The sequence below is a fragment of the uncultured Sphingomonas sp. genome (assembly GCF_964250165.1).
In the GTDB taxonomy this organism is placed as follows: domain Bacteria; phylum Pseudomonadota; class Alphaproteobacteria; order Sphingomonadales; family Sphingomonadaceae; genus Sphingomonas.
Genome location: NZ_CAXUEK010000041.1, coordinates 1 through 24,547 on the forward strand (window position 1 = coordinate 1; position 24,547 = coordinate 24,547).

Annotated in this window: 25 protein-coding genes and 1 pseudogene; 19 read left to right on the forward strand and 7 right to left on the reverse strand. The window is 70.1% G+C overall.

Annotation, left to right across the window (positions count from 1 at the left end; translation table 11 throughout):
- Window positions 1-1,383: malic enzyme-like NAD(P)-binding protein (locus ACFE64_RS09710; protein WP_375392261.1), on the reverse strand; the 1,383-nt coding region annotated here is incomplete at its 3' end.
- A gap of 124 nt (window positions 1,384-1,507) precedes the next feature.
- On the opposite strand from ACFE64_RS09710, the gene ACFE64_RS09715 reads away from it, so the two are divergent.
- From ACFE64_RS09715 to ACFE64_RS09725, 3 genes are all read left to right on the forward strand, one after another.
- Window positions 1,508-2,584: a helix-turn-helix transcriptional regulator gene (locus ACFE64_RS09715; RefSeq protein WP_375392262.1), complete on the forward strand. Its 1,077-nt coding sequence runs from the start codon at window positions 1,508-1,510 to the stop codon at window positions 2,582-2,584.
- Between the two features lie 265 nt (window positions 2,585-2,849).
- On the forward strand, window positions 2,850-3,332 hold the full coding sequence (locus ACFE64_RS09720) for a PEPxxWA-CTERM sorting domain-containing protein (RefSeq protein ID WP_375392263.1): 483 nt from the start codon (window positions 2,850-2,852) through the stop codon (window positions 3,330-3,332).
- A gap of 25 nt (window positions 3,333-3,357) precedes the next feature.
- Window positions 3,358-3,867 (forward strand): hypothetical protein, encoded by a 510-nt coding sequence (locus ACFE64_RS09725; RefSeq protein ID WP_375392264.1) that lies wholly within the window; start codon window positions 3,358-3,360, stop codon window positions 3,865-3,867.
- An 83-nt stretch (window positions 3,868-3,950) separates the two neighbouring features.
- Here ACFE64_RS09725 and ACFE64_RS09730 read toward each other — a convergent pair whose 3' ends face one another.
- The gene (locus ACFE64_RS09730) at window positions 3,951-4,259 is read right to left on the reverse strand and encodes a methylated-DNA--[protein]-cysteine S-methyltransferase (RefSeq protein ID WP_375392265.1); all 309 of its coding nucleotides are present in this window, start codon (window positions 4,257-4,259) and stop codon (window positions 3,951-3,953) included.
- Window positions 4,260-4,484: 225 nt separating this feature from the next.
- Here ACFE64_RS09730 and mutS point away from each other — a divergent pair, with 225 nt between their 5' ends.
- The 3 genes from mutS (at window position 4,485) to ACFE64_RS09745 (ending at window position 10,284) form a co-directional block, all read left to right on the forward strand.
- Window positions 4,485-7,058 (forward strand): DNA mismatch repair protein MutS, encoded by a 2,574-nt coding sequence (gene mutS, locus ACFE64_RS09735; RefSeq protein ID WP_375392284.1) that lies wholly within the window; start codon window positions 4,485-4,487, stop codon window positions 7,056-7,058.
- A gap of 83 nt (window positions 7,059-7,141) precedes the next feature.
- Window positions 7,142-9,889, forward strand: coding sequence for a [protein-PII] uridylyltransferase (locus ACFE64_RS09740; RefSeq protein WP_375392266.1), 2,748 nt, complete (start codon window positions 7,142-7,144; stop codon window positions 9,887-9,889).
- An 11-nt stretch (window positions 9,890-9,900) separates the two neighbouring features.
- Window positions 9,901-10,284, forward strand: a complete 384-nt coding sequence (locus ACFE64_RS09745; protein WP_375392285.1) for a VOC family protein — start codon at window positions 9,901-9,903, stop codon at window positions 10,282-10,284.
- 116 nt (window positions 10,285-10,400) lie between these two features.
- Here ACFE64_RS09745 and infC read toward each other — a convergent pair whose 3' ends face one another.
- From infC to ACFE64_RS09760, 3 genes are all read right to left on the reverse strand, one after another.
- Window positions 10,401-10,919, reverse strand: a complete 519-nt coding sequence (infC, locus tag ACFE64_RS09750) for a translation initiation factor IF-3 (protein WP_375392267.1) — start codon at window positions 10,917-10,919, stop codon at window positions 10,401-10,403.
- Between the two features lie 69 nt (window positions 10,920-10,988).
- Window positions 10,989-12,998 carry a threonine--tRNA ligase gene (thrS, locus tag ACFE64_RS09755; RefSeq protein WP_375392268.1) on the reverse strand — a complete coding sequence of 670 codons (2,010 nt, stop codon included), beginning with the start codon at window positions 12,996-12,998 and terminating at the stop codon, window positions 10,989-10,991.
- 158 nt (window positions 12,999-13,156) lie between these two features.
- Window positions 13,157-13,972 (reverse strand): LD-carboxypeptidase, encoded by an 816-nt coding sequence (locus ACFE64_RS09760; protein WP_375392269.1) that lies wholly within the window; start codon window positions 13,970-13,972, stop codon window positions 13,157-13,159.
- A 50-nt stretch (window positions 13,973-14,022) separates the two neighbouring features.
- On the opposite strand from ACFE64_RS09760, the gene ACFE64_RS09765 reads away from it, so the two are divergent.
- The 11 genes and pseudogenes from ACFE64_RS09765 (at window position 14,023) to ACFE64_RS09815 (ending at window position 20,754) form a co-directional block, all read left to right on the forward strand.
- Window positions 14,023-15,417, forward strand: coding sequence for a glutamate ligase domain-containing protein (locus tag ACFE64_RS09765; protein ID WP_375392270.1), 1,395 nt, complete (start codon window positions 14,023-14,025; stop codon window positions 15,415-15,417).
- Between the two features lie 31 nt (window positions 15,418-15,448).
- Entirely contained in the window at window positions 15,449-15,703 is a 255-nt protein-coding gene (locus ACFE64_RS09770; RefSeq protein ID WP_375392271.1) for a DUF6356 family protein, read from the forward strand.
- An 85-nt stretch (window positions 15,704-15,788) separates the two neighbouring features.
- Window positions 15,789-16,196 carry a hypothetical protein gene (locus tag ACFE64_RS09775; RefSeq protein WP_375392272.1) on the forward strand — a complete coding sequence of 136 codons (408 nt, stop codon included), beginning with the start codon at window positions 15,789-15,791 and terminating at the stop codon, window positions 16,194-16,196.
- Complete coding sequence (locus tag ACFE64_RS09780; RefSeq protein ID WP_375392273.1) at window positions 16,193-16,399, forward strand: helix-turn-helix transcriptional regulator; 207 nt, start codon at window positions 16,193-16,195, stop codon at window positions 16,397-16,399. The genes ACFE64_RS09775 and ACFE64_RS09780 overlap by 4 nt, the downstream gene beginning before the upstream one ends.
- Window positions 16,396-17,310 carry an alpha/beta fold hydrolase gene (locus ACFE64_RS09785; RefSeq protein WP_375392274.1) on the forward strand — a complete coding sequence of 305 codons (915 nt, stop codon included), beginning with the start codon at window positions 16,396-16,398 and terminating at the stop codon, window positions 17,308-17,310. Before ACFE64_RS09780 ends, ACFE64_RS09785 begins: the two co-directional genes overlap by 4 nt.
- Before the next feature lie 41 nt (window positions 17,311-17,351).
- Entirely contained in the window at window positions 17,352-18,077 is a 726-nt protein-coding gene (locus ACFE64_RS09790; RefSeq protein WP_375392275.1) for an alpha/beta hydrolase, read from the forward strand.
- Window positions 18,074-18,775 (forward strand): hypothetical protein, encoded by a 702-nt coding sequence (locus ACFE64_RS09795; RefSeq protein WP_375392276.1) that lies wholly within the window; start codon window positions 18,074-18,076, stop codon window positions 18,773-18,775. The genes ACFE64_RS09790 and ACFE64_RS09795 overlap by 4 nt, the downstream gene beginning before the upstream one ends.
- 23 nt (window positions 18,776-18,798) lie before the next feature.
- Window positions 18,799-19,236 (forward strand): VOC family protein, encoded by a 438-nt coding sequence (locus ACFE64_RS09800; protein ID WP_375392277.1) that lies wholly within the window; start codon window positions 18,799-18,801, stop codon window positions 19,234-19,236.
- Window positions 19,236-19,956, forward strand: a pseudogene (gene gloB, locus ACFE64_RS09805) (hydroxyacylglutathione hydrolase). The gene ACFE64_RS09800 and the pseudogene gloB overlap by 1 nt, the downstream one beginning before the upstream one ends.
- A gap of 15 nt (window positions 19,957-19,971) precedes the next feature.
- Window positions 19,972-20,385: a hypothetical protein gene (locus tag ACFE64_RS09810; protein ID WP_375392278.1), complete on the forward strand. Its 414-nt coding sequence runs from the start codon at window positions 19,972-19,974 to the stop codon at window positions 20,383-20,385.
- Between the two features lie 6 nt (window positions 20,386-20,391).
- Window positions 20,392-20,754 (forward strand): hypothetical protein, encoded by a 363-nt coding sequence (locus ACFE64_RS09815; RefSeq protein ID WP_375392279.1) that lies wholly within the window; start codon window positions 20,392-20,394, stop codon window positions 20,752-20,754.
- A gap of 9 nt (window positions 20,755-20,763) precedes the next feature.
- On the opposite strand, the gene hslU is transcribed toward ACFE64_RS09815, so the two are convergent.
- On the reverse strand, window positions 20,764-22,065 hold the full coding sequence (hslU, locus tag ACFE64_RS09820) for an ATP-dependent protease ATPase subunit HslU (protein ID WP_375392280.1): 1,302 nt from the start codon (window positions 22,063-22,065) through the stop codon (window positions 20,764-20,766).
- Window positions 22,066-22,140: 75 nt separating this feature from the next.
- On the reverse strand, window positions 22,141-22,716 hold the full coding sequence (hslV, locus tag ACFE64_RS09825) for an ATP-dependent protease subunit HslV (RefSeq protein WP_375392281.1): 576 nt from the start codon (window positions 22,714-22,716) through the stop codon (window positions 22,141-22,143).
- On the opposite strand from hslV, the gene ACFE64_RS09830 reads away from it, so the two are divergent.
- Both ACFE64_RS09830 and kynU read left to right on the forward strand, forming a co-directional pair.
- Entirely contained in the window at window positions 22,700-23,140 is a 441-nt protein-coding gene (locus tag ACFE64_RS09830; protein WP_375392282.1) for a hypothetical protein, read from the forward strand. The two genes, hslV and ACFE64_RS09830, sit on opposite strands and share 17 nt — an antisense overlap.
- Window positions 23,137-24,351 carry a kynureninase gene (kynU, locus tag ACFE64_RS09835; protein ID WP_375392283.1) on the forward strand — a complete coding sequence of 405 codons (1,215 nt, stop codon included), beginning with the start codon at window positions 23,137-23,139 and terminating at the stop codon, window positions 24,349-24,351. Before ACFE64_RS09830 ends, kynU begins: the two co-directional genes overlap by 4 nt.
- The last annotated feature ends 196 nt before the right edge of the window (window positions 24,352-24,547 follow it).

A 24,547-nucleotide genomic window follows, 5' to 3' on the forward strand; every position in this document is an offset into this window, starting at 1 on the left:
GGCGGCGCGCAGCACCACCTCCTCCTCCCCTTCCGCGAACAGGACCCGCTTGGGGTGTGCGCGCGCGCCTTCATAAGCGAGGCTGAGCACCGACGTGGTCGGGTTCATCCGCGCCCGCAGCACGGCGCGATAGGCGGCGATGTCGGCCAGCGGACGCGTCGCCACACCGGAGTCCATCGCCGCCTGCGCGACTGCGGCCGGCACCACCTCCATAAGGCGCGGATCGAACGGGGCGGGGATGATATAGTCCGGCCCGAACACGTGGCGCACGCCATAGGCGGCCGCCACCTCCTCCGGCACCCGCTCGCGGGCCAGCTCGGCGATGGCGTTGGCGGCGGCGATCTTCATCGCGTCGTTGATCGCGCTCGCCCGCACGTCCAGCGCGCCGCGGAAGATGAAGGGGAAGCCGAGCACGTTGTTGACCTGGTTCGGATAATCCGAGCGGCCGGTGGCGATGATCGCGTCCGGGCGGGCGGCGCGCGCTTCCTCCGGCAGGATCTCCGGCACCGGATTGGCCATCGCGAAGATGATCGGCGCCCTGGCCATGTCCTTGACCATCGCCGGCTTCAGCGCGCCGGCCGCGGACAAGCCGAGGAACACGTCCGCGCCGACCAGCGCCTGCATCAGATCGCGCGCGTCGGTGTCCACGGCATGCGCCGACTGCCACTGGTTGACGTCGTCGCGACCGCGATAGATCACGCCCTTGCGATCGCACAGGACGACGGCGTTCTGCCGCACCCCCATCGCCTTGATCAGCTCGGTGCACGCGATCGCCGCCGCGCCGGCGCCGTTCACCACCACCTTGATCTCGTCCATGCGCCGACCGGTCAGCCGGCACGCGTTGATGAGTCCCGCGGCGGTGATGATCGCGGTGCCGTGCTGGTCGTCGTGGAAGACCGGGATGTTCATGCGCTCGCGCAGCGTCTGCTCGATGATGAAGCACTCGGGCGCCTTGATGTCCTCCAGGTTGATGCCGCCGAAGGTCGGCTCCATCAGCTCGACGGCGTCGATAAAGCGGTCCACGTCCTCGGTCTTCAGCTCGATGTCGATCGCGTCGACGTCGGCGAAGCGCTTGAACAGCACCGCCTTGCCTTCCATCACCGGCTTGGACGCGAGCGCGCCGAGATTGCCGAGGCCGAGGATAGCGGTGCCGTTGGAGATGACCGCGACCAGATTGCCCTTGGCGGTATAGTCGTAGGCGGTCGCGGGATCGTCGGCGATGGCGCGCACCGGCACAGCGACACCAGGCGAATAGGCGAGCGCCAGGTCGCGCTGCGTCGCCATCGGCTTGGAGGAGATGATCTCGATCTTGCCGGGCCGCCCCTCCGAATGGAACAGCAGCGCCTCACGCTCGGAGAACTGGACGGACGCGTCGTCGGACATGCGCCGGTTCTAGTCAGGCGGCTCCGCCGCGTCACGCCGGGATTGCGGGTTGCAGCGTTTTCACATGCGTCGACCCACGCAGCTTGGTACGGAACGGCGATAATCGCGGTCTCAGGGGCAGGCGATGGGGGTCGATCCGGCGCTGATCGAGCGTATCTACGAGGCAGGCGCGCTGCCGGAGCTGTGGCCGGACGTCCTGGAGGCGATCACGGACGCGGTGGGCGGGTTCGGCGCCACGTTCGTCGCGCAGTCTCCTGACGGGGTTGCCATCACGTCGACACCGCGCATCGAGCGCATCGTCAGCGATTATATCGCGGAAGGATGGGCGGCCGACCCCGAATATGCGGCGCCGCTGCACGCCGACCTGTACCCCGGCTTTCGCGCCGAGACGCATTATCGTACGATCGCGGAGATCGAGCGGCTGCCGGTCCATATCCATTTCCTCGCGCCGCGCGGGCTGATCGCAGGCGTGGGTACCGTGCTGCAGGGCGCACGCGACGACATGCTGCAGATGGCGGTCGAGGGCCTGCCGTCCTACCCGGCGGCCGAAGCGGCCGCACTCTGGCTTGACCAGGTGCGGGCGCCGATCGCGCGATCGTTCAGCCTCGCCGCACGATTGCGCGAGCGGCAGGCGGGGACGGCGGTCGCGTCACTTGACCTGGCCGGGGTCGCCGCCGCCATCGTCTCGGGCGACGGCCGGCTGCGCGCCGCCAACGATCGCTTCGCGCGGCGTCTGGGCGACCGCCTGATCGACCGGCCCGCCGGCCTGCGCTTCGCCGACCGCTTCCTCCAGGCCCGGTTCGCCGAAGCGCTGGCAGCGCTCGGCGTCGGCGCTGGCGTGCGCTCGATCGCGGTCGCGCCGACCGACGGGCAGCCCGCCTGCGCCATCCACCTCCTGCCGCTGCGGCGTGGCGCACGCGACGTGTTTGGCTGGGACGGCATCCTGCTCCTTCTCGCCGAAGCCGCCAACGCCAGCGTCCCCAACGCCGACCTGCTCCGCCTGCTGTTCGACCTGACCCCGGCCGAGGCGCGGCTGGCGCGCCTGCTCGTTGAGGGGCAGGCGTTAGGGTCGACCGGGCGGTCGCTGGGCATTACCGACGCAACCGCGCGCGTTCATCTACGCCGCATCTTCGCTAAGACCGGGGTGACGCGGCAGGCGGAACTGGTTCGGTTGCTATCAGGTCTGGGCGGTCCGGGATGAGCGGATGTCCTGATTGGGACAGGGCTAGCGGCATCAAAGTGTACCACATATGGGGGATGCGAAATAGACGCGCGGCGCGCAAAGCGCGCTGCGGCATCTGTTTTGCGACAGGCTTGCCTGCTTTTGGGGGAACATTAGCATGAGAGCATTGTGTATTTTGAGCACTGCGGCGCTATTGGCGATTGCGTCTCCTGCCGTATCGGCTGAGCTGGTTACGAATGGAGGATTTGAAAGCGGCGCAGCGGGGTGGATGTATAGCGGAGGTGTGAACTTTTACTGTTACGGCAGTACCTATCGTTATCAGGGAAACTGCGCCGCCTATCTTGGCTCTCAGGCGACTGCCGTCATCGCGCCGACGGCTGCACTCTCACAAAGTCTGGCCACGGTGTCGGGAGCAACATATAACTATTCTTTTGCGCTCGCGCATGTGCAAAATTTCCTCGCTTCCCCAGACAACACCTTTTCTGCAACTATTGATGGCCATCAGGTTTCCCCCCAGCTCACAAATAGTGGAGCGTTCAGCTACGCCATATATTCCGGCACTTTTGTAGCGAGTGCTAATGCGACAACCATCGAGTTCGATGTGGTGGATCGGGGTGGCAATTTCAATCTCGATGCCGTTTCAGTCCGGGATGCTCCCATGCCAGCAGCCGTCCCCGAGCCCGCCACCTGGGCGATGATGATCGCCGGAGTAGGCATGATCGGCGGCGCGATGCGGCGACGCAGCTTGCAATTCGCGGCCGGCTAGACGGTTGCTGCAAGGGAGAATAGCCATGATCCATAGTCGCCAGGCGTTCCTCGTTGCGGCGCTCACCTTGGGCAGCTGTGCGCCCGCCCAGCTTCTGTTCGGCGAGGGATATGCCAAGGACGGGCTTACCTTCTACGATCCGTCCCCTCACCTGCTGGTGACCGTCGCGGCGGATTGCACGATCAGCAGTCAGGTTGTCGCGATCCCGGGCAAGGCGCGATCGGTTCGCCTCAAGAGCGGCTATGGCGCATCCGAGCTGTCCGTCGGATTCGGCAACGGATTGATCACCTCGGTCGGGCAGAAGACCGACACCAAGGTGCCGGAAACGATTGCGGCGGTGGGCAGCCTCGCAGCGTCGGCGGCCGCTCTCGTCAAAGGCCCTGGCGCACAGATGGCTCCACCCGCACCGGCGGCGTCGCCGACGCCGAAGCCCAAAACCTGTATCCCCCAGGCTAGTCTGTATCCGATCAATGATGGCGCGATAGATCAGGCCCACGACAAGCTGAAGGGCTTTACCGTCACGCAGAGCCCGTAGCTCGGCCGGTCACGCCGAGAACAAGTCCCGCCGCTCGTGCGCCAACAGCCAGCGCTTGGTCGCCAGCCCGCCGCCGAAGCCGGTCAGGCTGCGTCCGCGCCGATCACGCGGTGGCACGGCGCGACGATCGGCAGCGGGTTGCGCCCGTTCGCCGCGCCGACCGCACGGGTCGCGGTCGGCCGGCCGAGCGCGCAAGCGATATCGGCGTAGCTGCGCGTCTCGCCGAACGGAATGGCGAGCAGCGCCCGCCACACCGCCTGCTGGAACGGCGTGCCCACGAGGGCGAGCGGCAGGTCGAACGTGCGGCGTCCGCCCGTGAAATATTCACGGAGCTGAGTCGCCGCCGCGACGAGGATCGGGTGATCGGCGCATTCACCGGCGTCGCGAAGCAAGCGCGCCCGTCGCCCTCCCCCGTCCAGCGGATCGCCACCAGGGCGGCGTCGGTCGCGATCAGCGTCAGCTCGCCCACCGGCGACGGCAACGAGATACGATAATGATTCATGGCTGCCGTGTATCGCATTCCGGGCCGTCATCGGCATCCCGCCGCTTGCGACCAAAGCGATGCGGCTCCAGACGCGACGGCGATGGCGAGCCAGCCGAATCCAGCCGCCACCCCGATGATGGCGCAATACCACGCGCTCAAGGCCGAGGCGGCGGACTGCCTGCTGTTCTATCGGATGGGCGATTTCTTCGAGCTGTTCTTCGAGGACGCGAAGGTCGCCAGCGCCTGCCTCGACATCGCGCTCACCGCGCGCGGCGAGCATGGCGGCGAGCGCGTGCCGATGTGCGGCGTCCCCGTCCACGCCGCGACCGCCTATCTCCAGCGGCTCATCAAGGCCGGCCATCGCGTCGCCATCGCCGAGCAGACCGAGAGCCCCGAGACGGCCCGCAAGGCGCGGGGGTCGAAGGCGCTGGTCGAACGCGCGATCGTCCGCGTCGTCACCGCCGGCACGCTGACCGAGGAGGCGCTGCTCGACGCGCGCGCCGACAATTGGTGCGTGGCGGTCGGCGAGGTGGCGGGGGCCGTCGCGCTCGCCGCCGCCGACGTCTCGACCGGCCGGTTCGAGGTGATCGAGACGAGCGCCGCCGCGCTCGGCGCCGAGCTCGCCCGGCTGGGCGCGGCGGAGGTGGTCGCGGCCGAGGGAAGCGACGCGTCCGCCACCGTGTTTCGCCCGCGCGCCGAGTTCGACAGCGCGGCCGGCGAGGCGCGGCTGAAGCGGCTCCATGGCGTCGCGACGCTCGACGGCTTCGGCCACTGGAGTCGCGCCGGGCTCGCCGCGGCGGGTGGGCTCACCGCCTATCTGGAACATGCCGCCAGGGGCGCGCTCCCCTTCCTGCGCCCGCCGGTGCTGCGCCGCGCGGAGACGACGATGGCGATCGACGCCGCGACCCGCGAGAGCCTGGAGCTGACCTGCACCGCTTCCGGGCAGCGCAAGGGGTCGCTCCTGGACGCGATCGACCGCACCGTCACGGGCGCCGGCGCGCGCCTGCTCGCCGCCGATCTGGGCGCGCCGCTGATGGATCGGGCGGCGATCGAGGCGCGGCTCGATCTGGTGCAGTGGCTGCATGACGATCCAATCGCGCGCGAGCGACTGCGCGCCACGCTCCGTGCCGCGCCGGACATCGGCCGCGCGCTGGGCCGCGTCGCCGCCGGGCGAGGCTCGCCGCGCGATCTTGGCCAGCTCCGCGACGGGCTCGATGCGGCGTGGCAGCTCGGCGAGCGGCTGGCGGGGATCGGCGACCCTGCCGCGCTGCTGATCGCCCTCGCCCCGGCGCTGCGTGGGCACGGCGCGCTGATCGACCTGCTCAAGCGCGCGCTCGTGCCCATGCCGCCGATCGATGCGGCGGACGGCGGCTATATCGCGCCCGGGCACGACCCCGCGCTGGACGCGCTGCGCGATACCGGCGCGGGCGGCCGCCGCGCGATCGCCGCGCTGGAGGCGGAGCTGAAGGCGCAGACCGGCATCGCCGGCTTGCGCATCCGCCACAACAACGTGCTCGGCTATCATGTCGAGGTGCCCGCGCGCGCCGCGGACCCGCTGATGCGCGCCGACTCGGGCTTCACCCATCGGCAGACGCTGGCGGGCGCGGTCCGCTTCAACACCCCCGCGCTGCACGAGGTCGCCGGGCGCGTCACGCAGGCCGGCGCGCACGCGCTCGCCGCCGAGGCCGCGCATCTGGAGGAGCTCACCGCCGCCGCGCTCGCCGATCGCGAGCGGATCGCCGCCACCGCCGACGCGCTCGCCCGGCTGGATGTCGCCGCCGGCTTGGCGGAACGCGCCGCGGAGGGCGGCTGGGCGCGACCGCGCCTGGTCGACCGCCCCTGTTTCGAGGTGACCGACGGTCGCCATCCGGTCGTCGAGGCCGCGGTGGCGAAGGCGGGCGGCCGCTTCGTCGCCAACGACTGCCGGCTGTCCGAGGACAATCGCCTGTGGCTCGTCACCGGCCCCAACATGGGCGGCAAATCCACTTTCCTGCGCCAGAACGCGCTGATCGCCGTGCTCGCCCAGGCCGGCAGCTTCGTGCCGGCGGCGCGCGCCACGCTGGGGCTGGTCGATCGACTGTTCAGCCGCGTCGGCGCGTCCGACAATCTGGCGCGCGGCCGCTCCACCTTCATGGTCGAGATGGTCGAGACCGCCGCGATCCTCGCCCAGGCGACCCCGGCCAGCTTCGTCATCCTCGACGAGGTCGGCCGCGGCACCTCCACCTATGACGGGCTCGCCATCGCCTGGGCGGTGGTGGAGGCGATCCATGCCGACAATCGCTGCCGCTGCCTGTTCGCGACCCATTATCACGAGCTGACCCGCCTCGCCGAGCGCTGCGAGGCCCTGTCGCTCCACCATGTCCGCGCGCGCGAGTGGAAGGGCGAGCTGGTGCTGCTGCACGAGGTCGCCGCCGGGCCTGCCGATCGCAGCTACGGCATCGCCGTCGCCCGCCTCGCCGGCATGCCGCCCACCGCGGTGGCCCGCGCCAAGGCGGTGCTGGCGCGGCTGGAGGCGGGCCGGCAGAAGACCGGCGGGCTCGCCGCGGGGCTGGACGACCTGCCGCTGTTCGCCGCCGCGGCGCAGGCGGAGGAGGCCGAATGCGACGCGATCCGCGCCGAGGTGGAGCGGCTGGACCTCGACGCCCTCACCCCGCGCGAGGCGCTCGACACGCTCTACCGGCTGAAGGCGCTGGCGCGGGAGGGGTGAGCGGGGTCCGCGATGTCCTTCACTTGTCCGCAACGTCCATTGTGCAACAGCCCCCGCCCGCCCCATCTGCTACGCGCCACCCCATGACCGGCCGCTTCGATCACCTCCCCAACCGCCGCGCGCTGATCGACCGGCGGGCGCTCGCCGCGACGCTGGCAGCGCTGCCCGAGCAGCCGCAGCCCGAGCTGCGCCGCGCCGCCGTCGCTGCGCTCAGGGCGGTGCTCGCGGCCGGACGCGCTGAGATCGCGCGGCGGCTCGAAGCGCACCCTTCGCGCGGGCTGGAGGCGTCCAACGCCGGCGCCTACCTCATCGACGCGGCGCTTCAGGCGCTGTTCGTCTTCACCATCCGGCGCCTGCACCCCCTGCCCAATCCCACCGCCGGCGAGCGGCTGCTGCTGCTCGCGGTCGGCGGCTATGGGCGCGGCGAGATGGCGCCCTTTTCGGACGTGGACATCGGCTTTCTCACCCCCGCCAAGCAGACCGCCTGGGGCGAACAGGTCATCGAATCGATGCTCTACGCGCTGTGGGATCTGGGGCTGAAGGTCGGCCAGTCCACCCGCTCGCTGGACGAGATGGTGCGCCAGGCGAAGGCGGACGTGACGATCCGCACCGCGCTGCTGGAGGCGCGCTACGTCGCCGGTGACGAGGCACTGTACGCAGAGGCGTCGCGCCGCTTCAAGGCGGAGGTGCAGCGCGGCACCGAACGCCAGTTCATCGCCGACAAGCTCGCCGAGCGCAATGCCCGCCACCGCAAGCTGGGCGACACCCGCTACGTGGTCGAGCCCAACGTCAAGGAGGGCAAGGGCGGGCTGCGCGACCTCCACGCGCTGTTCTGGATCGGCAAGTACGTCTACGACGTGCAGCGTGCGGCGCAGCTGTGCGAGACCGGGCTGTTCACGCCCGACGAATATCGCCGCTTCCACCGCGCCGACAATTTCCTCCAGGCGGTGCGCTGCCACCTGCACCTGGTCGCCGGTCGCGCGGAAGACCGGCTGACCTTCGACGTCCAGCGCGAGATCGCGCGGCGGATGCAGTTCGCCGACCGCCCCGGCAAATCGGCGGTCGAGCGCTTCATGCAATATTACTTCCTGCAGGCGAAGGCGGTCGGGGACCTGACCGGCGTGTTCCTGTCGCACCTGGAGGAGCAATTCGCGCAGCGCGGCTGGCGTTCCTGGCTGCCCGCGATCCGGCGCGCGCCGCGCCGGTTGCAGGGCTTCGTGCTCGATCGGGGCCGCCTCGCCATCCCGCGCGAGGGCTTCTTCCAGCAGGACCCGGTGCGCCTGGTAGAGCTGTTCGCGCTCGCCGACTGCGAGGCGCTCGAGATCCACCCGCTCACCATGCGTGCCGCCGCGCGCGACGCGAAGCTGATCGACGAGCACCGCCGCGATCCCCGCGCCAACGCGCTGTTCCTCGACCTGCTCACGTCCCCGCGCGGCCCCGAGCCGGCGCTGCGCTGGATGAACGAGGCGGGCGTGTTCGGCCGTTTCGTCCCCGATTTCGGCCGCGTCGTCGCACAGATGCAGTTCGACATGTACCATCACTACACCGTCGACGAGCACACCATCCGCGCCATCGGCCTCCTGTCACGGATCGAGCGCGGGCTGCTGGCCGATGAGCATCCGCTCGCCACGGCCATCTTCCGCCAGATCGCCTCGCGTCGCGCGCTCTACGTCGCCGTGCTGCTGCACGACATCGCCAAGGGCCGCGGCGGCGATCATGCGGTGCTGGGGGCCGCCGTCGCCGAGCGGCTCTGCCCGCGCTTCGGGTTGAACGCTGCCGAGACGGAGACGGTCGCCTGGCTGGTGCGCCGCCACCTGCTGATGAGCGCCACCGCGTTCAAGCGCGATCTGTCCGACTTCAAGACGATCGTCGACTTCGCGGGCGCGGTGCAGAGCCCGGAGCGGCTGCGCCTGCTGCTGCTGCTCACCATCGTCGATATCCGCGCCGTCGGGCCCGGCACCTGGAACGGCTGGAAGCGCCAGTTGCTCGGCAACCTGTACGAAGCGGCGGAGGAGGTGCTGCGGCTCGGCCACAAGCAGCGCGGTCGCGCCGAGCGGATCGCCGCCAAGCAGTCCCATCTCGCCGCCGCGCTCGGCTGGGACGATGCCAGCTTCGCAGCCTATGCCCGCCGCCTGCCCGACGCCTATTGGATCGCCGAGCCCGACGACGTGCTGGAGCACAATGCGCGCTTCATCGCCGCGGCCGATCGCACGCCGCTCGCGATCGACGCGCAGGTCTATCCCGAGCGGGGCGCGACGCTGGTCAGCGTCCACGCCGCCGATCACCCCGGCCTGTTCTATCGCATCGCCGGCGCGATCCATGTCGCCGGCGGCAACATCATCGACGCGCGCATCCATACCACGCGCGACGGCATGGCGCTGGACAATTTCCTGGTGCAGGACCCGCTCGGCCGCCCGTTCGACGACGCGGCCCAGGTCGCGCGGCTCAAGACGATGATCGCCGACGCGCTCGCCAACCGACTGAAGCTGGTCGATCGCCTCACCGCCCGCCCCGCCGCGCGGCCGCGCGCCGACGCTTTCGCGATCCAGCCCAACGTGCTGATCGACAATGCCGCGTCGAACCGCTTCACCGTCGTCGAGGTCAATGCCGGCGACCGTCCGGCGCTGCTAAACCAGCTCGCCCACGCGCTGTTCCAGTCACGGGTGACGATCCACTCCGCCCATGTCGCCACCTATGGCGAACGCGCGGTCGACACCTTCTACCTGACCGACCTGACCGGCGAAAAACTTGACAACGCCACGCGCCTGAAGACGCTGGAACGCCGCCTCGCCGCTGCCGCCGCGGGCGAGGATCACGAGCTGGCGGCGTGAAGGAACGGCTGATGGCGGTGCTGGGGATCGGTGGATTGTTCTTCCGGGCGAAGGATCCGGACAGGCTTGCGGCGTGGTATCGCGAGCACCTGAACGTCGGCGCCGGCTGCGTCGCCGATCCGGGCACGAAGCCGGCGAGATACAGCTGGGCGACCGAGGGCGGCCCGGTCGTGTTCCAGCCGTTCAAGGCGGACACCGACTACTGGCCCGCCGACCGGCAATACATGCTCAACCTGCGGGTGCGCGATCTCGACGGCCTGATCGCCGCGCTGACGGCGCTCAGCATCGCGGTGATCACCAAGCCCGAGTGGAACGACCCGCATGTCGGCAGGTTCGCCCGCCTCCACGACCCGGAGGGCAATCCGATCGAGCTGTGGGAGCCGCCGGTGAAATAATCGGAGCGGGAGCCTGCCACGGGCAAAGCCCGTGTCGTCGGTCCTCGGCTACGCCAAGGCCGGCCGGGCTCGCGGCCGAGGCGCGAAATAGCGATGCTATTTCGCTGCCGCGAGCCTCACTTGGGCGACAGCACCATCAGCATCTGCCGGCCTTCCATGCGCGGATAGGACTCGACCTTGGCCACCTCGTTGGTCGCCTCGGCGACGCGCTGGAGCACCGCCATGCCGAGCTGGCCGTGGCTCAGCTCACGCCCGCGAAAGCGCATCGTCACCTTCACCTTGTCGCCCTCGCCGATGAACTCGTGCACCTTCTTCATCTTGGTGTCGTAGTCGTGATCGTCGATGTTGGGACGCATCTTGATCTCCTTGATCTCCTGCGTCTTCTGCGACTTCCGCGCCTGATTGGCCTTCTTCTGCGCCTCGTACTTGTACTTGCCGACATCGAGGAACTTGGCGACCGGCGGGTCGGCGTTGGGCGACACCTCGACCAGGTCGAGGCCGAGTTCCTGCGCCTGCGCCATCGCCTCGCGCGTATACATCACACCCAGGTTCTCGCCCTCGTGGTCGATCACGCGGACCTTCTGGCTCTGGATCCACTCGTTGAAACGAGGACCGTTCATCGGCGGCGCCTGCATGGGCCGGCGTATCGTGGGCGGACGGATAGGTATTTCTCCTGTGTTTCGGACACCAGCCATATATGCGTTTTACGCGGCGCGCGAAAGGTCCGGCGGCATCGCCTCGCGCCGCAGCGTATCGGCCACGTCCGCCAGCCGCAGCACCTCCTGCCCCTGGCTGCCGAGCCGGCGCAAGGCGACCGTGCCTTCCTCCGCCTCGCGCTTGCCGACGACGAGCAGGTTCGGGACCTTGGCGAGGCTGTGCTCGCGCACCTTGTAGTTGATCTTCTCGTTGCGCAGATCGGTCTCGACGCGCAGCCCCGCCCCGCGCAGCGCCGCCGCGACCTCGTGCGCATAGCCGTCCGCATCCGACACGATCGTCGCCACCACCGCCTGCACCGGCGCCAGCCACGACGGCAGCCGCCCGGCGAAATGCTCGATCAGGATGCCGATGAACCGCTCATACGATCCGAAGATCGCGCGGTGGAGCATCACCGGCCGATGCCGCTCGCCGTCGTCGCCGACATAGCTCGCATCGAGCCGATCGGGCAGCACGCGGTCCGATTGGATCGTGCCGACCTGCCACGTCCGCCCGATCGCGTCGGTCAAGTGCCATTCGAGCTTGGGCGCATAGAAGGCCCCTTCTCCCGGCAGCTCCTCCCACCCGTATGCCGGCGTCGCCAGCCCGGCCTGCGTCACGGCGTCGCGCAGTTCGTTCTCCGCCTTGTCCCAGTCGGCGTCGGAGCCGAACCGCTTGTCCGGCCGCAGCGCGAGCTTGATCGCATAGGTGAAGCCGAAGTCGCGGTATATGCGGTCGGCAAGCCGGCAGAACGCCTGCACCTCGTCGACGATCTGGTCTTCGCGGCAGAAGATGTGCGCGTCGTCCTGCGTGAACTGGCGCACCCGCATCAGGCCGTGGAGTGCCCCGTGCGGCTCGTTCCGGTGGCAGCAACCGTTCTCGTAAAGCCGCAGCGGCAGGTCCCGATACGACTTGATTCCCTGGCGGAAGATCAGGACGTGCGCCGGGCAGTTCATCGGCTTCAACGCCATCCAGTCGGCGTCATCGCTGACGATCGGCCCCTCGTCCTCGGTGTTCGGGACCTCGTCGGGGATCACGAACATGTTCTCGCGATATTTGCCCCAATGGCCGGACTGCTCCCATTGCCGCGCGTCCATCACCTGCGGCGTCTTGACCTCCTGATAGCCCCCCGCGTCGATCGCGCGACGCATATAGGCCTCGAGCTGCCGCCAGATCTGGAAGCCGTTGGGATGCCAGAAGACCGAGCCGTGCGCCTCGGCCTGCAGATGGAACAGGTCCATTTCCTGCCCCAGCTTGCGATGGTCGCGCTTGCCGGCCTCCTCCAGCATCGTCAGGTGCTGGTCGAGCTGCTTCTTGCTGAGCCAGCCGGTGCCGTAGATGCGGCTCAGCATCGCATTGGCCTGGTCGCCGCGCCAGTACGCGCCCGACACGCGCGTCAGCTTGAACGCCTGCGGGTCAAGCCTGCCCGTGGACGGCATGTGCGGCCCGCGGCACATGTCCAGCCACGCGCCCTGGCGATAGATCGTCAGCTCCTCGCCGTCGGGCAGCTCGCGCGCCCATTCGGCCTTGAAGGTTTCGCCCTGCTCCGTCCACACGTCGATCAGCCGCTGGCGATCCCACACCTCGCGCTGGAACGGCTCGTTGCGCGCGATGATCCGCCGCATCTCCGCCTCGATCGCCGGCAGGTCCTCTTCGGTGAACGGCCGGTCCTTCGGCGCGAAATCGTAATAGAAGCCGTCGGCCGTCGCCGGGCCGAACGTGATCTGCGTGCCGGGGAACAGGTGCTGGACCGCCTCGGCCAGCACATGCGCGAAATCGTGCCGCGCCAGCTCCAGCGCGTCCGCCTCGTCGCGCGCCGTCACCAGCGCCAGCGTGGCGTCGCCCTCGAACGGCCGCGACAGGTCGCGCAGCTCTGCCCCGGAACCATGGTCCACGCGCGCGGCGATCGCCGCCTTGGCAAGGCCGGGGCCGATCGCGGCGGCGATGTCCGCCGGCGTGCTTCCGGGCGCGACCTCGCGCACGGAGGCGTCGGGCAGCGTGATCTTGAACATCTCGGACATGAGTTTCTCGCGTAGGCAGCGACGTTAGGTGATGCGCCGCTGATGAAGAGTGAAGCAGGTGACGCCAGCGCGCGGCCGCGGACGGCGGCGGCTCAGCGACTAGTTCGCGCGAAACGGCGCAGGACGATCACAGGGCCGGCATAACCGTTTCGGGCCGCTCAGAACAGCCCGAACGGCACCACGGTGTTGGTCTGCGTGTGCCCGATCTGCGCGCGACCGCGATAGGGGACGCCCATCTCGCCGCACCAGCGCGCGATCATCGCCTCCAGCTCCTCGCCCCAGGGCGGATCGTTGGGCTTGACGTCGGTCACCGCGCCGAGCCGGATGCCGGCCAGCCCCTTCAGCTGGCTGGCGTGCGCCATGTGGAACAGGAGCCGATCGACATTGTACATCGGCTCCGAAACCTCCTCGATCAGCAGGATGTGGTCGGCGAGGTCGGGCAACCAGGGCGTCCCGATCAGCGCGCCCAGAATCGACAGGTTGAACGCCGCCGCCGGGCGGCCGTCCAGCCCCGGCTCCAGCCCCTGCCGGTCGCCGCGCGCGAGCCAGCCGAGCGCGCGCGCCACCGTCTGGTCGCCGCCCTGCCGGCGGATGTCGCTCGCCATCGGCCCGTGCGCCGGCCGTCCGATCCGGCGGGCATAGAGCGCACCGAGCAGGAAGCCGCAGTCCGAATAGCCCAGATACGCCTTGTGCGCGGCCGCCGGCCCCAGCCGCGGCATGATCGTCGGCAGCATCCGGTTCGAGCCATAGCCTCCGCGCAGGAACCAGATCGCATCGATGCTCGCGTCGTTCGCCAGCTCCAGAAAGGCGGCGGCGCGCACCGCATCCGAGCCGGCGAAATGCCCCTCCGTCGCCCAGCATTGCGGGTGCACCACCAGCTCGACCTCGGGATAGGCGATCGCGGCGAACGCCATGAACGGCGCTTCGGCGTCCCGGTTGCCCCGGCTGGCGGGCGCCATCACGCCGATCCTCATCGCTGCCCTCCCCGGTTGCTCCCGCCGCCCGCCGCCGATAGCGCGCGGGGATGGACAACGCCAAACCCTGTTTCCTGGTCGGCATCGGCGGCTCGGGCATGATGCCGCTGGCGATGATCCTCGCGGCGCGCGGGCGGGCGGTCGCCGGCTCGGATCGCGCGCTGGACGCGGGCCGCGTCCCGGCGACGTTCGACGCGCTGCGCGCGCTCGGGATCGCGCTGTTCCCGCAGGACGGCAGCGGCATCACTTCGCCCGACCAACTGGTGATCGCGTCGGCCGCGGTGGAAGACACGGTGCCCGACATCGTCGCCGCCGCGCGGATCGGCGCGGCGCGGGTCAGCCGCGCGGCGATGCTGGCCGAGCTGTTCAACGCCGGCGCGCTGCCGATCGGGGTCGCGGGCACCAGCGGCAAATCGACCGTCACCGGCATGATCGGCTGGATCCTGCACGCGTGCGGGCGCGACCCGACCGTGATGAACGGCGCGGTGATGACCAACTTCGCCCGGCCCGAGGTGCCGTTTGCGAGCGCGCTGGTCGGGCGCGGGGACGCGTTCGTGAGCGAGGTGGACGAGAGTGACGGCTCGATCGCCCTTTATCGGCCGCGCATCGCCGTGCTCAACAATGTCAGCCGCGACCACAAGGAGCTGGACGAGCTGCGCGTCCTGTTCGGCGACTTCGTCGCGCGGGCCGGGACCGCGGTGGTCAACATCGCCGACGCGGAGGCGACGGCGCTGACCGGGCGCGCGCGGCGCCTGCTGACCGTGGCGCTGGACCGGCCCGCGGATCTGTCGGCCGAGGGGCTGGCACCGGAGCCGCACGCCATCGCGTTCGATCTGGTCGGCATGGGCGAGCGCCGCCGCGTCCGCCTCGCGGTGCCCGGCGCGCACAACGTCGCCAATGCGCTGGCGGCGATCGGCGCGACGGTGGCAGCGGGCGTCGACCGCGACGCGGCCGCCGCCGCCGTCGAAGGCTTCACCGGGCTCAGACGCCGCTTCGAGCTGGTCGGGGCGGCGGCCGGCGTGACGGTGATCGACGATTTCGCGCACAATCCAGACAAGATCGCCGCCACGCTGGCGACGCTGCGCGCCTTTCCCGGCCGGCTGCTGACCCTGTTTCAGCCACACGGCTACGGTCCGCTCCGGCAGCTGCGGCACGAGCTGGCCGCCGCGTTCGCCGCGGGCCTTGATGCGCACGACCTGTTGGTGCTGCCCGATCCCGCCTATTTCGGCGGCACCGTCGCGCGCGAGGTCGGCAGCGACGACCTCGCCGGCGACATCCGCGCGCTGGGCCGCGACGCCCGGCACGTCGGCGACCGGGCCGCAGCGGCGGCGCTGCTGGTCGACGCGGCGCGGCCCGGCGATCGCCTCGTCGTGATGGGGGCGCGCGACGACTCGCTCGGCCAGGTCGCCCGCGAGATGGTGGCGGCGCTGACCGGGCGCGGCTGATATGATATCCGCCGCGCCAAGGAGCCCGCTTATGATCCGCCGCCTGTTCCTCGATCATCCGGCTTCGGTCGGCGAGAGCTACGCCCAGCATTTCGGCGTCGCGAGCCGCTTCGGCTGGCGGCTGACGCGCGGCGGGCTTGCCTGCATCGCGCACGCCGCCCTGCCCTTCCTGTTCAAGACCGCCGGCAGCGACACCGTGCGCGAGCTGCACGACCAGCTCGTCGCCAAGCGCGCCGCCGCCCGGGCGGCGCAGACGCAGCTGACGACGGTGGAATACGTGATCTGAGCGCAGTACTGCATGTAAAACATGCTTGACGTAAAGCGAGCTTGTCTGTAAAGCGTCCTTACCACATCGGAAAGGAGGCTTGCCCATGATCGCCCACACCCCTGCCGTCCGGCGCTACACCCGGCGCGTGCTGGCATTGAGCGTCGTCTACGCCCTCGTGCTCGTCGGCGCCGTCTCGTTGTTCAAGTACCGGCCGCCCGCAGGCGTGCTCGGCTGGCTCGTCGCGATCGCGCCGGGGCTGCCCATCGTCGGCATCTTCGCGGCGATCGGCCGCTACATCGTCGAGGAGACGGACGAGTATCTGCGCATGCAGGTGACCCGCCAGTCGCTGGTCGCCACCGGCTTCGCGCTCAGCCTCGCCACCATCTGGGGCTTCCTGGAGGATTTCGGCCTGATGCCGCACATCCCGGCCTACCACGTCGCGGTGGTCTGGTTCGCAGGGCTCGGCGTCGGCGGCTGCGTCAACTGGTGGCTGGAGCGGAGGGGCGCATGACCAACCGTCTCCGCGTGCTCCGCGCCGAGCGCGGCTGGAGCCAGCAGGATCTGGCCGAGCGGCTCGCCGTCTCCCGTCAGAGCGTCAACGCCATCGAGACGGGCCGCTACGACCCGTCGCTCCCCCTCGCCTTCAAGATCGCCGAGCTGTTCGCCCTCGCGATCGAGGAGGTGTTCACCAGCCCCTCCCGGGAGAACGCATGATGATCTCGCACCTCAAGCTCCGCCTCGCCGCCTCGGCCGTCACGCTCGCCGCGGTGCTGCACCCGCAGGTCTGCAATGCCCAGGCGGCTGCCCGGCCCACGACGCTGCCGCACATCTCGATCGCCCAGACGGGCAAGGGCAGCCCGGTGGTGCTGATCCCCGGCCTCGCCACCCCGCGCGACGTATGGGCGGGCGTTACCCCGCAACTCGCGGCACACCACCGCGTCATCCTCGTCCAGGTCAACGGCTTCGCCGGCGACGCCCCCGGCGCCAACCTGCAGCCGGGGCTGCTCGACGGTATCGTCGCCGACCTGCATGGCTGGCTCGCCGCCAACCGGATCGCGAAGCCGGCGGTGATCGGCCACTCCATGGGCGGCCTCGTCGCGCTGATGCTGGCCAAGGCGCACCCGGAGGACGCCGGCAAGCTGATGATCGTCGATTCGCTGCCGTTCTTCGCCGTCCTGATGGCGCCGCCCGGCGTCGACCCGACCGTCGCCATGGTGGAGCCGCAGGCGAAGATGATGCGCGACCGGGTCGCCGCCGGCTATGGCAAGCCGATCGACCCGGCGACGCTGGACGCGCAGACCAAGGGGCTGGCGCTCAAGCCCGACAGCCTCGCCCGGATGCGGGGCTGGGCCGCCGCCGCCGATCCGCGCGTCTCGGCCGAGGCGGTGTACGAGGACCTGACGACCGATCTGCGGCCGGCGCTGCCGTCGATCGCGATGCCGATCACGCTCGTCTATCCCTGGAACGACGCCGGACCGACCAAGACCATGGCGGATCCGTTCTATCGCCGCCAATATGCCGGCGCGCCGCACGTCAGCTATGTCGACATCGGCGACAGCGGCCATTTCGTCATGCTCGATCAGCCGGCGGCGTTCGCAGCGGCGGTAGCAGACTTCGTGCAGTAGCGCAGGGTGACGGCGGGCGAGGCGACGCGCTAAGATCGGACATGGCCAGCGTTCCGCCCCGTCCCCGCCTCGCCTACCACCATATACCCGGCCACGCGCCGACCGTCGTCTTCCTCCCCGGCTACGCCTCCGACATGAACGGCACCAAGGCGCTGGCGCTGGAAGCTTGGGCGCGACGGGCCGGCCAGGCGTATCTGCGCTTCGACTATGCCGGTTGCGGGGAAAGCGAGGGCGCCTTCGAGGCGCAGACGCTCGCGGACTGGCGCGACGACGCGCTGGCGATGATCAACGGGGCGGTCGCCGGGCCGGTGGTGCTGGTCGGCTCGTCGCTGGGCGGCTGGCTGATGCTGCTCGCCGCGCGCGCCCGGCCGGAGCGGATCGTCGGGCTGGTGGGGATCGCGCCGGCGCCCGACTTCACCGATTGGGGCTTCTCGACCGAGGAAAAGATGCACCTCCTCCAGCACGGCCGGCTGGAGCGCGCCAATTCGTATGGCCCCGCGCCGACCGTCTACACGCGGGGCTTCTGGTCGTCGGGCGAGGCGAACCGGCTGATGTTCGGCGAGATCGGCTTCGACGGGCCGGTGCGGCTGCTCCAGGGGATGGTCGACGCCGAGGTGCCGTGGCATCGCACTGCGCGCCTGGCCGAGCTGATCCGTTCAGCCGACGTGCAGTGCTGGCTGGTCAAGGACGGCGACCATCGCCTGTCGCGCGAGCCCGACCTCGCGCTGCTGGTCCGCGCCGTGGAAGAGGTCGTCGCCGCCGCATGATCGTCGTCCTGCTGCTCGCCGCCGCGCCCGCGGCGTCCTCCTGCGCGGCGCTCGCCCATACCGATCCCGCTGCGGCCCGCGTCGCGGCCGCGCGCGAGAGTGGCGCGGCGGCGAGCGAATGCACCGGACTCGCCTGGGCGGCCGAGCAGAACTGGCGCGCAGCGGCGACCGCGTTCACCGCCGCCGCCCGCGCGGCGGAGGCGGCGCACGACGGGCAAGCCGCCGGCTATTGGGCGCAGGCGGGCAATGCCTGGCTTGCCGCCGGCGACGCCACGCAGGCTGGCGCGGCGCTCGATGCGGCGCTCGCGGCGGGAACGCTGACCGGTATCGCGCTCGGCGAGGCGGAACTGGACCAGGCCCGCGCGCTGGTCGCCGGTGGACGCCTCGACGCGGCGCGCGGCGCGCTCGATCTCGCGCTCCGGACGGCGAGCGACGACCCGCTTGCGTGGCTGCTCTCCGCGACGCTGGCACGGCGCATGGCGGATCCCCGACGCGCGAGCGCGGACATCGCCGAGGCGCTGAAGCGCGCGCCCGAAGACGCCGCGGTGCAGCTGGAGGCCGGCAACATCGCGGCGCAGGCGGGCGACACCGCACAGGCGCAGGAGCGCTGGGGCGATGCGATGCGGCTGCAACCCGACGGCCCGACGGGCAGCGCGGCCAGGGCGGCGCTGGCGCAGTTCGGCGGGGGAACGCGGTGAGCGGCTCGTCGGTTCTCCCGGCCATGCGCTATCTCCACACCATGATCCGGGTCGCGGACCCCGACGCCACCATCCGCTTCTTCGCGCTGCTCGGTCTCAAGGAGGTACGGCGGACGGAGAGCGAGCAGGGCCGCTTCACCCTGATCTTCCTCGCCACGCCAGACGACATGGAGGGTTCGGGCCAGCGCGCCCGCGCCGAGGTGGAGCTGACCCACAATTGGGACCCGGAGACCTATGGCGAAGGCCGCAACTTCGGCCATCTCGCTTATGACGTCGACGATATCTACGCGACCTGCCGGCGGCTGATGGACGCTGGCGTCACGATCAACCGGCCGCCGCGCGACGGGCGCATGGCGTTCGTGCGGTCGCCGGACAACATCTCGGTCGAGCTGCTCCAGCTGTCGAACCCGCCTGCGCCCGCCGAGCCCTGGGTTTCCATGCCCAATACCGGGCATTGGTGATGGCGCTGGAGGTCGTCCGCGTCCCCGTGCTGCAGGACAATTACGCCTGGCTGATCCACGACGACACCAGCGGCGAGACGGTGGCGCTCGATCCCGGCGAGGCGCAGCCGCTGCTCGACGCGGCGGCGGCGCGCGGCTGGACGATCGGCGCGACGTGGAACACGCACTGGCACCCCGATCATGTCGGCGGCAATGCGGGCGTCGGCGCGCCGGTGACCGCGCCGGGCGAGGAGAGCGGTGAAGATCGGCCGGGTCGACCATCCGGTCGCGGACGGCGACACGGTCGCGATCGGCAAGCATCACGCGCAGGTGATCCGGGTCCCGGGCCATACGCAGGGCCACATCGCCTATCACTTCGCCGATGACCGGCTGATCTTCACCGGCGACACGCTGTTCGCCATGGGCTGCGGCCGATTGTTCGAGGGCACGCCGGCCGACATGTTCGCCAACATGCAACGCTACGCCGACCTGCCCGACGATACGGTGGTGTATTGCGGGCATGAATACACGCAATCGAACGGCCGCTACGCGCTGGTCGCCGAGCCCGAGAACGGGGCGATCAAGACCCGGATGGCTGCGGTCGACCGGCTGCGCGCGGCGGGCGAGCCGACCGTGCCGACCACCATCGGCCAGGAGCGCGCGACCAATCCCTTCCTGCGCGCCGCCAACGCGGAACAACTGGGCGAGCGCCGCGTAGCCAAGGACGACTTCAAAGCGTAGGAAGGATTTGAGCCGATGCGCACCTTGATCCTTATGCTGGCGCTGACTGCCGGCGCCTGCGTCCAGACCCCGAAAGAAGTGGCCGCGGAAGCCGCTGCCGCCGACAAGAGCCGTGCGGCGCTCGATACGGAACTGTCCGGCCTGACGGCCGGGCCGCCGCAGAGCTGCATCAACACGTTCGACACGCGCGACGGCAGCACCACAAGCTTCGGCGACACCCTGGTCTATCGCGCGACGGGAGGCACCCGCTACGTGACCAAGACGACCGGCTGCACGGGCATCGGCGGCAACGGGCAGAACATCCTCATCACCCGGACGCCGACGACGCAGCTGTGCCGGGGGGACATCGCCACCACCGTGGATCGCGCGTCGCACACCTTCAGCGGCTCGTGCAGCTTCGGTGACTTCGTCCCTTATCGTAAGGGCTGACCTTCGATGGTCGGCCGCCTGATCCTGCTGGCCCTCGCGCTGGCGGCGGCCAAGGACGATCCGCTGGCGGGCAGGATCGCCGGCACACCGGTCGACTGCATCGATGTCCAGTTCACGCAGGGGCCGGACATCCTCGACAGTCACACGATCCTCTACCGCCAGACCGGCCGCCGCATCTGGCGCACGGAGCCGATCGGCACCTGTCCCGAGCTCCAACCGGTCTCGACGCTGATCGTCGAGATCTACGGCGCGCAGCTCTGTCGCAACGACCGCTTCCGCGTGCGCCGCCCGGGCGAACTCATCCCCGGCCCGGTCTGCCGGTTCGGCGCGTTCACCCCTTACGACAAGCCCCCAACCGTCCGACGCTGACGCCGCCGCTTACAGCACGAAGCGGCTGAGATCGGTGTTGCGCGCGATCGCGGCGAGCTGTTGCTCGACATAGGCGCCGTCGATGGTCAGCGTCGACCCGCCACGGTCCTCGGCGCCGAAGCTGACCTCCTCCAGCAGCCGCTCCATCACCGTCTGCAGCCGGCGCGCGCCGATATTCTCCACGTCCGCATTCACCTCGGCGGCGATGCGCGCCACCGCGGCGATGCCGTCTCCGGTGAAGTCGATGGTGACGCCCTCGGTGCCGAGCAGCGCGCGATACTGCGCGATCAGCGACGCCTTGGTATCGGACAGGATGGCGACGAAGTCCGCCTCGGAGAGCGCCGTCAGCTCGACGCGGATCGGCAGCCGGCCCTGCAGTTCGGGCAGCAGATCGCTGGGCTTGGCGACGTGGAAGGCGCCGGACGCGATAAAGAGGATGTGGTCGGTCTTCATCGGCCCGTATTTGGTCGAGACCGTCGTGCCCTCGATCAGCGGCAGCAGGTCGCGCTGCACGCCCTCGCGGCTGACCGAGCCGCCGCGCACGTCGCTGACGGCGATCTTGTCGATCTCGTCCAGGAAGACGATGCCGTTCGCCTCGGCATCGGCGAGTGCGACGCGGGCGACATCGTCCTGGTCCAGGCGCTTGTCCGCCTCCTCCTCCACCAGCTTGTCCCAGGCGGCCGGGACGGCGAGCTTGCGGCGCTTGAGCGGCTGGTTCTGGCCGAACGCCTTGCCCATCATCTCCGACAGGTTGATCATCCCGACCTGGCCGCCGCCGGGCATCTCGAACGGCATCTGCGACGCCTGCTCGACCTCGATCTCGACCTCGGTGTGATCGAGATGGCCGTCGCGGAAGCGCTGCTGGAAGGCAGCACGGGTCGCCTCGGACGCGCCCTTGCCGGTCAGCGCGTCGAGCAGGCGCGTCATGGCGGCGACCTCCGCCTTGTCCTTGACCGCGCTGCGGCGCCGCTCGCGTTCCAGCCGGATCGACTCCTCCACCAGATCGCGCGCGATCTGCTCGACGTCGCGGCCGACATAGCCGACCTCGGTGAACTTGGTCGCCTCCACCTTCACGAACGGTGCGTCGGCGAGCTTCGCCAGCCGGCGGCTGATCTCGGTCTTGCCGCAGCCGGTCGGGCCGATCATCAGGATGTTCTTGGGCGTCACCTCGTCGCGGAGATCGGGCGCCAGCTGCTGCCGGCGCCAGCGGTTGCGCAGCGCGACGGCGACGGCGCGCTTGGCGTCCTGCTGCCCGATGATGTGCGCATCGAGCGCGGCAACGATGGTCTTGGGGGTGAGGGCGTCGTTCAAATCAGTCATTCCCGCATCGGCGGGAATCCATTCTCCCGCCATGAGTATGGATCCCCGCCTGCGCGGGGATGACGGTCAAGCGGCGGTGGCCAAGACTTCGACGGTCAGCCGGTCGTTGGTGTAGACGCAGACCTCCGCGGCGATCGCCATCGCCTTGCGCGCGATGGTCTCCGCATCTTGCTCGTAATCGACCAGCGCCCGAGCGGCGGCGAGCGCATAATTGCCGCCGGAACCGATCGCGGCGATCCCGCCGTCGGGTTCCAGCACGTCGCCGTTGCCGGTGATGACCAGCGTCACCTCCTTGTCGGCGACAATCAGCATCGCCTCCAGGTTGCGCAGATATTTGTCCGTCCGCCAGTCCTTCGCCAGCTCGACGGCGGCGCGCATCAGATGGCCCTGGTGCCGCTCCAGCTTTCCTTCCAGCCGCTCGAACAGCGTGAAGGCATCGGCCGTCGCGCCCGCGAAGCCGGCGATGACGCCGTCGGTCTTCAGCCCGTCACCCAGCCGCCGGACCTTGCGGGCGTTGGGCTTCATCACGGTCTGGCCCTGTGTCACCTGACCGTCACCGGCGATGACGACCCGACCGTTGCGGCGGACCGAAACAATGGTGGTGCCGTGCCAGACCGGCGCGGCCGTGGAGTTCTCGTTCATGGCCGCGAATATGGGGTTGCGGCGCAGCCGCGCAATCGGACCGGATCGGACTGCGCGCGCCGGCAGACAAGGGGTCGAACCGTTGAAGGCCCCGGTGGGATCGATCGATCTGAGCAAGCTGACGGAATGGCAAAATAGCGCCGGGTGCGCGTCGGCCGGCGCGCCGCGCCCTTGCCGCCGGCGCACTTCTCCTGCTTGGCTGTGGCCGCCCGCCATGCCGCACGATCCGCCGCCCCTCGTCCCCTATCACCTCGCCACCGGTTACCGCGATCAGGCGATCGCGGCAGGCGACCGCGCGCTGCTCCACACCGTCCCGAACACCGGCCATGTCGAGCTGATCGCACCGGAATCATCGGCCTGGGCCGAAGCGAAGCGGCTGCTCCTGGCCGCCCTTGAACCTGTTCGACGGATAGCGGCGCGATGACATTCGAAGAGGCTCGCGCCCTCGACGCCGCCGATCCGCTCGCGCCGTGGCGCGCCCGCTTCGCGCTCCCCCAAGGGGTGATCTATCTCGACGGCAACTCGCTGGGCCCGCTGCCCCATGCCGCGCGCGACACGCTGGCCCGGACGGTCGAACGGGAATGGGGCGAGCGCCTGATCCGCGGCTGGAACGAGGGCTGGATGGACGCCCCGGCCCGCGTCGGCGGCAAGATCGCCCGCCTGATCGGGGCACAGGCGCACGAGGTGACGGTCGGCGACTCGACCTCGACCAACCTGTTCAAGCTCCTGGTGGCCGCGCTGCGTCGCGATCCCGCGCGCCGCACGGTCCTGAGCGAGGCGGGCAATTTCCCGACCGACCTCCACATCGCCGAGGGCGCCGTCGGGTGCGTGCCCGGCGCGGTGCTGAAAATCGTCGCGCGCGCGGACGTCGCGGCCGCGCTCGGCCCGGAGACGGCGGTGCTGCTGCTCACCCACGTGCACTACAAGACCGCCGAACGCTGGGATATGCCCGCGCTGACCGCCACCGCCCACGCCGCCGGCGCGCTGACGCTGTGGGACCTGAGCCACTCGACCGGCGCGGTCCAGCTCGACCTGAACCGAGCCGGTGCGGACCTGGCGGTAGGTTGTGGCTACAAATATCTGAACGGCGGCCCCGGCGCGCCCGCCTTTCTCTACGTCGCCGACCACCTCCAGAGTGCGCTGAGCAATGCGCTGTCCGGCTGGATGGGCCATGCCGAGCCGTTCGGCTTCGCCGACGCCTATGCGCCCGCGCCCGGCATGAAGCGTTGGCTCACCGGCACGCCCGCCGTGCTCGGCCTCGCCGCGCTGGAGGCGGGGGTCGACCTGTGGACCGAGGTCGACCAGGCGCAGGTCTGGGCGAAGAGCGCCCGTCTGTTCGACATCCTCGCCGCGGCCGGCGACGCGCTCGGGCTGGAATGCGTCACCCCGCGCGACCCGGCGCGACGCGGCAGCCATATCAGCTTCCGTCACCGCCACGCCTGGGAGCTGACCCAGGCGCTGATCGCCGGCGGCGTGATCGGCGACTTCCGCACTCCCGACATCATCCGTCTGGGCCTGACGCCGCTCTACCTCCGCCATGAAGACGTCTGGCGCGCGGGCGAAATCATGGAAGACGTGATCCGCACCGACGCCTGGCGCGATCCGGCCTACGCCGTGCGGCAGGCGGTCACCTGATCGCGGACGTATCCGACCGGTCCCCGCCCGCCCCCGGCCGCCACCCACCCGTCCGGCTGATTGCGCCTCCACCCCCTCCCGCCTATATCGCCGCTCCACGGCCGGGGCGGCCGATGCGACAAGGGGACCAGCATGGCGCGCCGCCGGCAGATCTACGAAGGCAAGGCCAAGATCCTCTATGAGGGGCCTGAGCCCG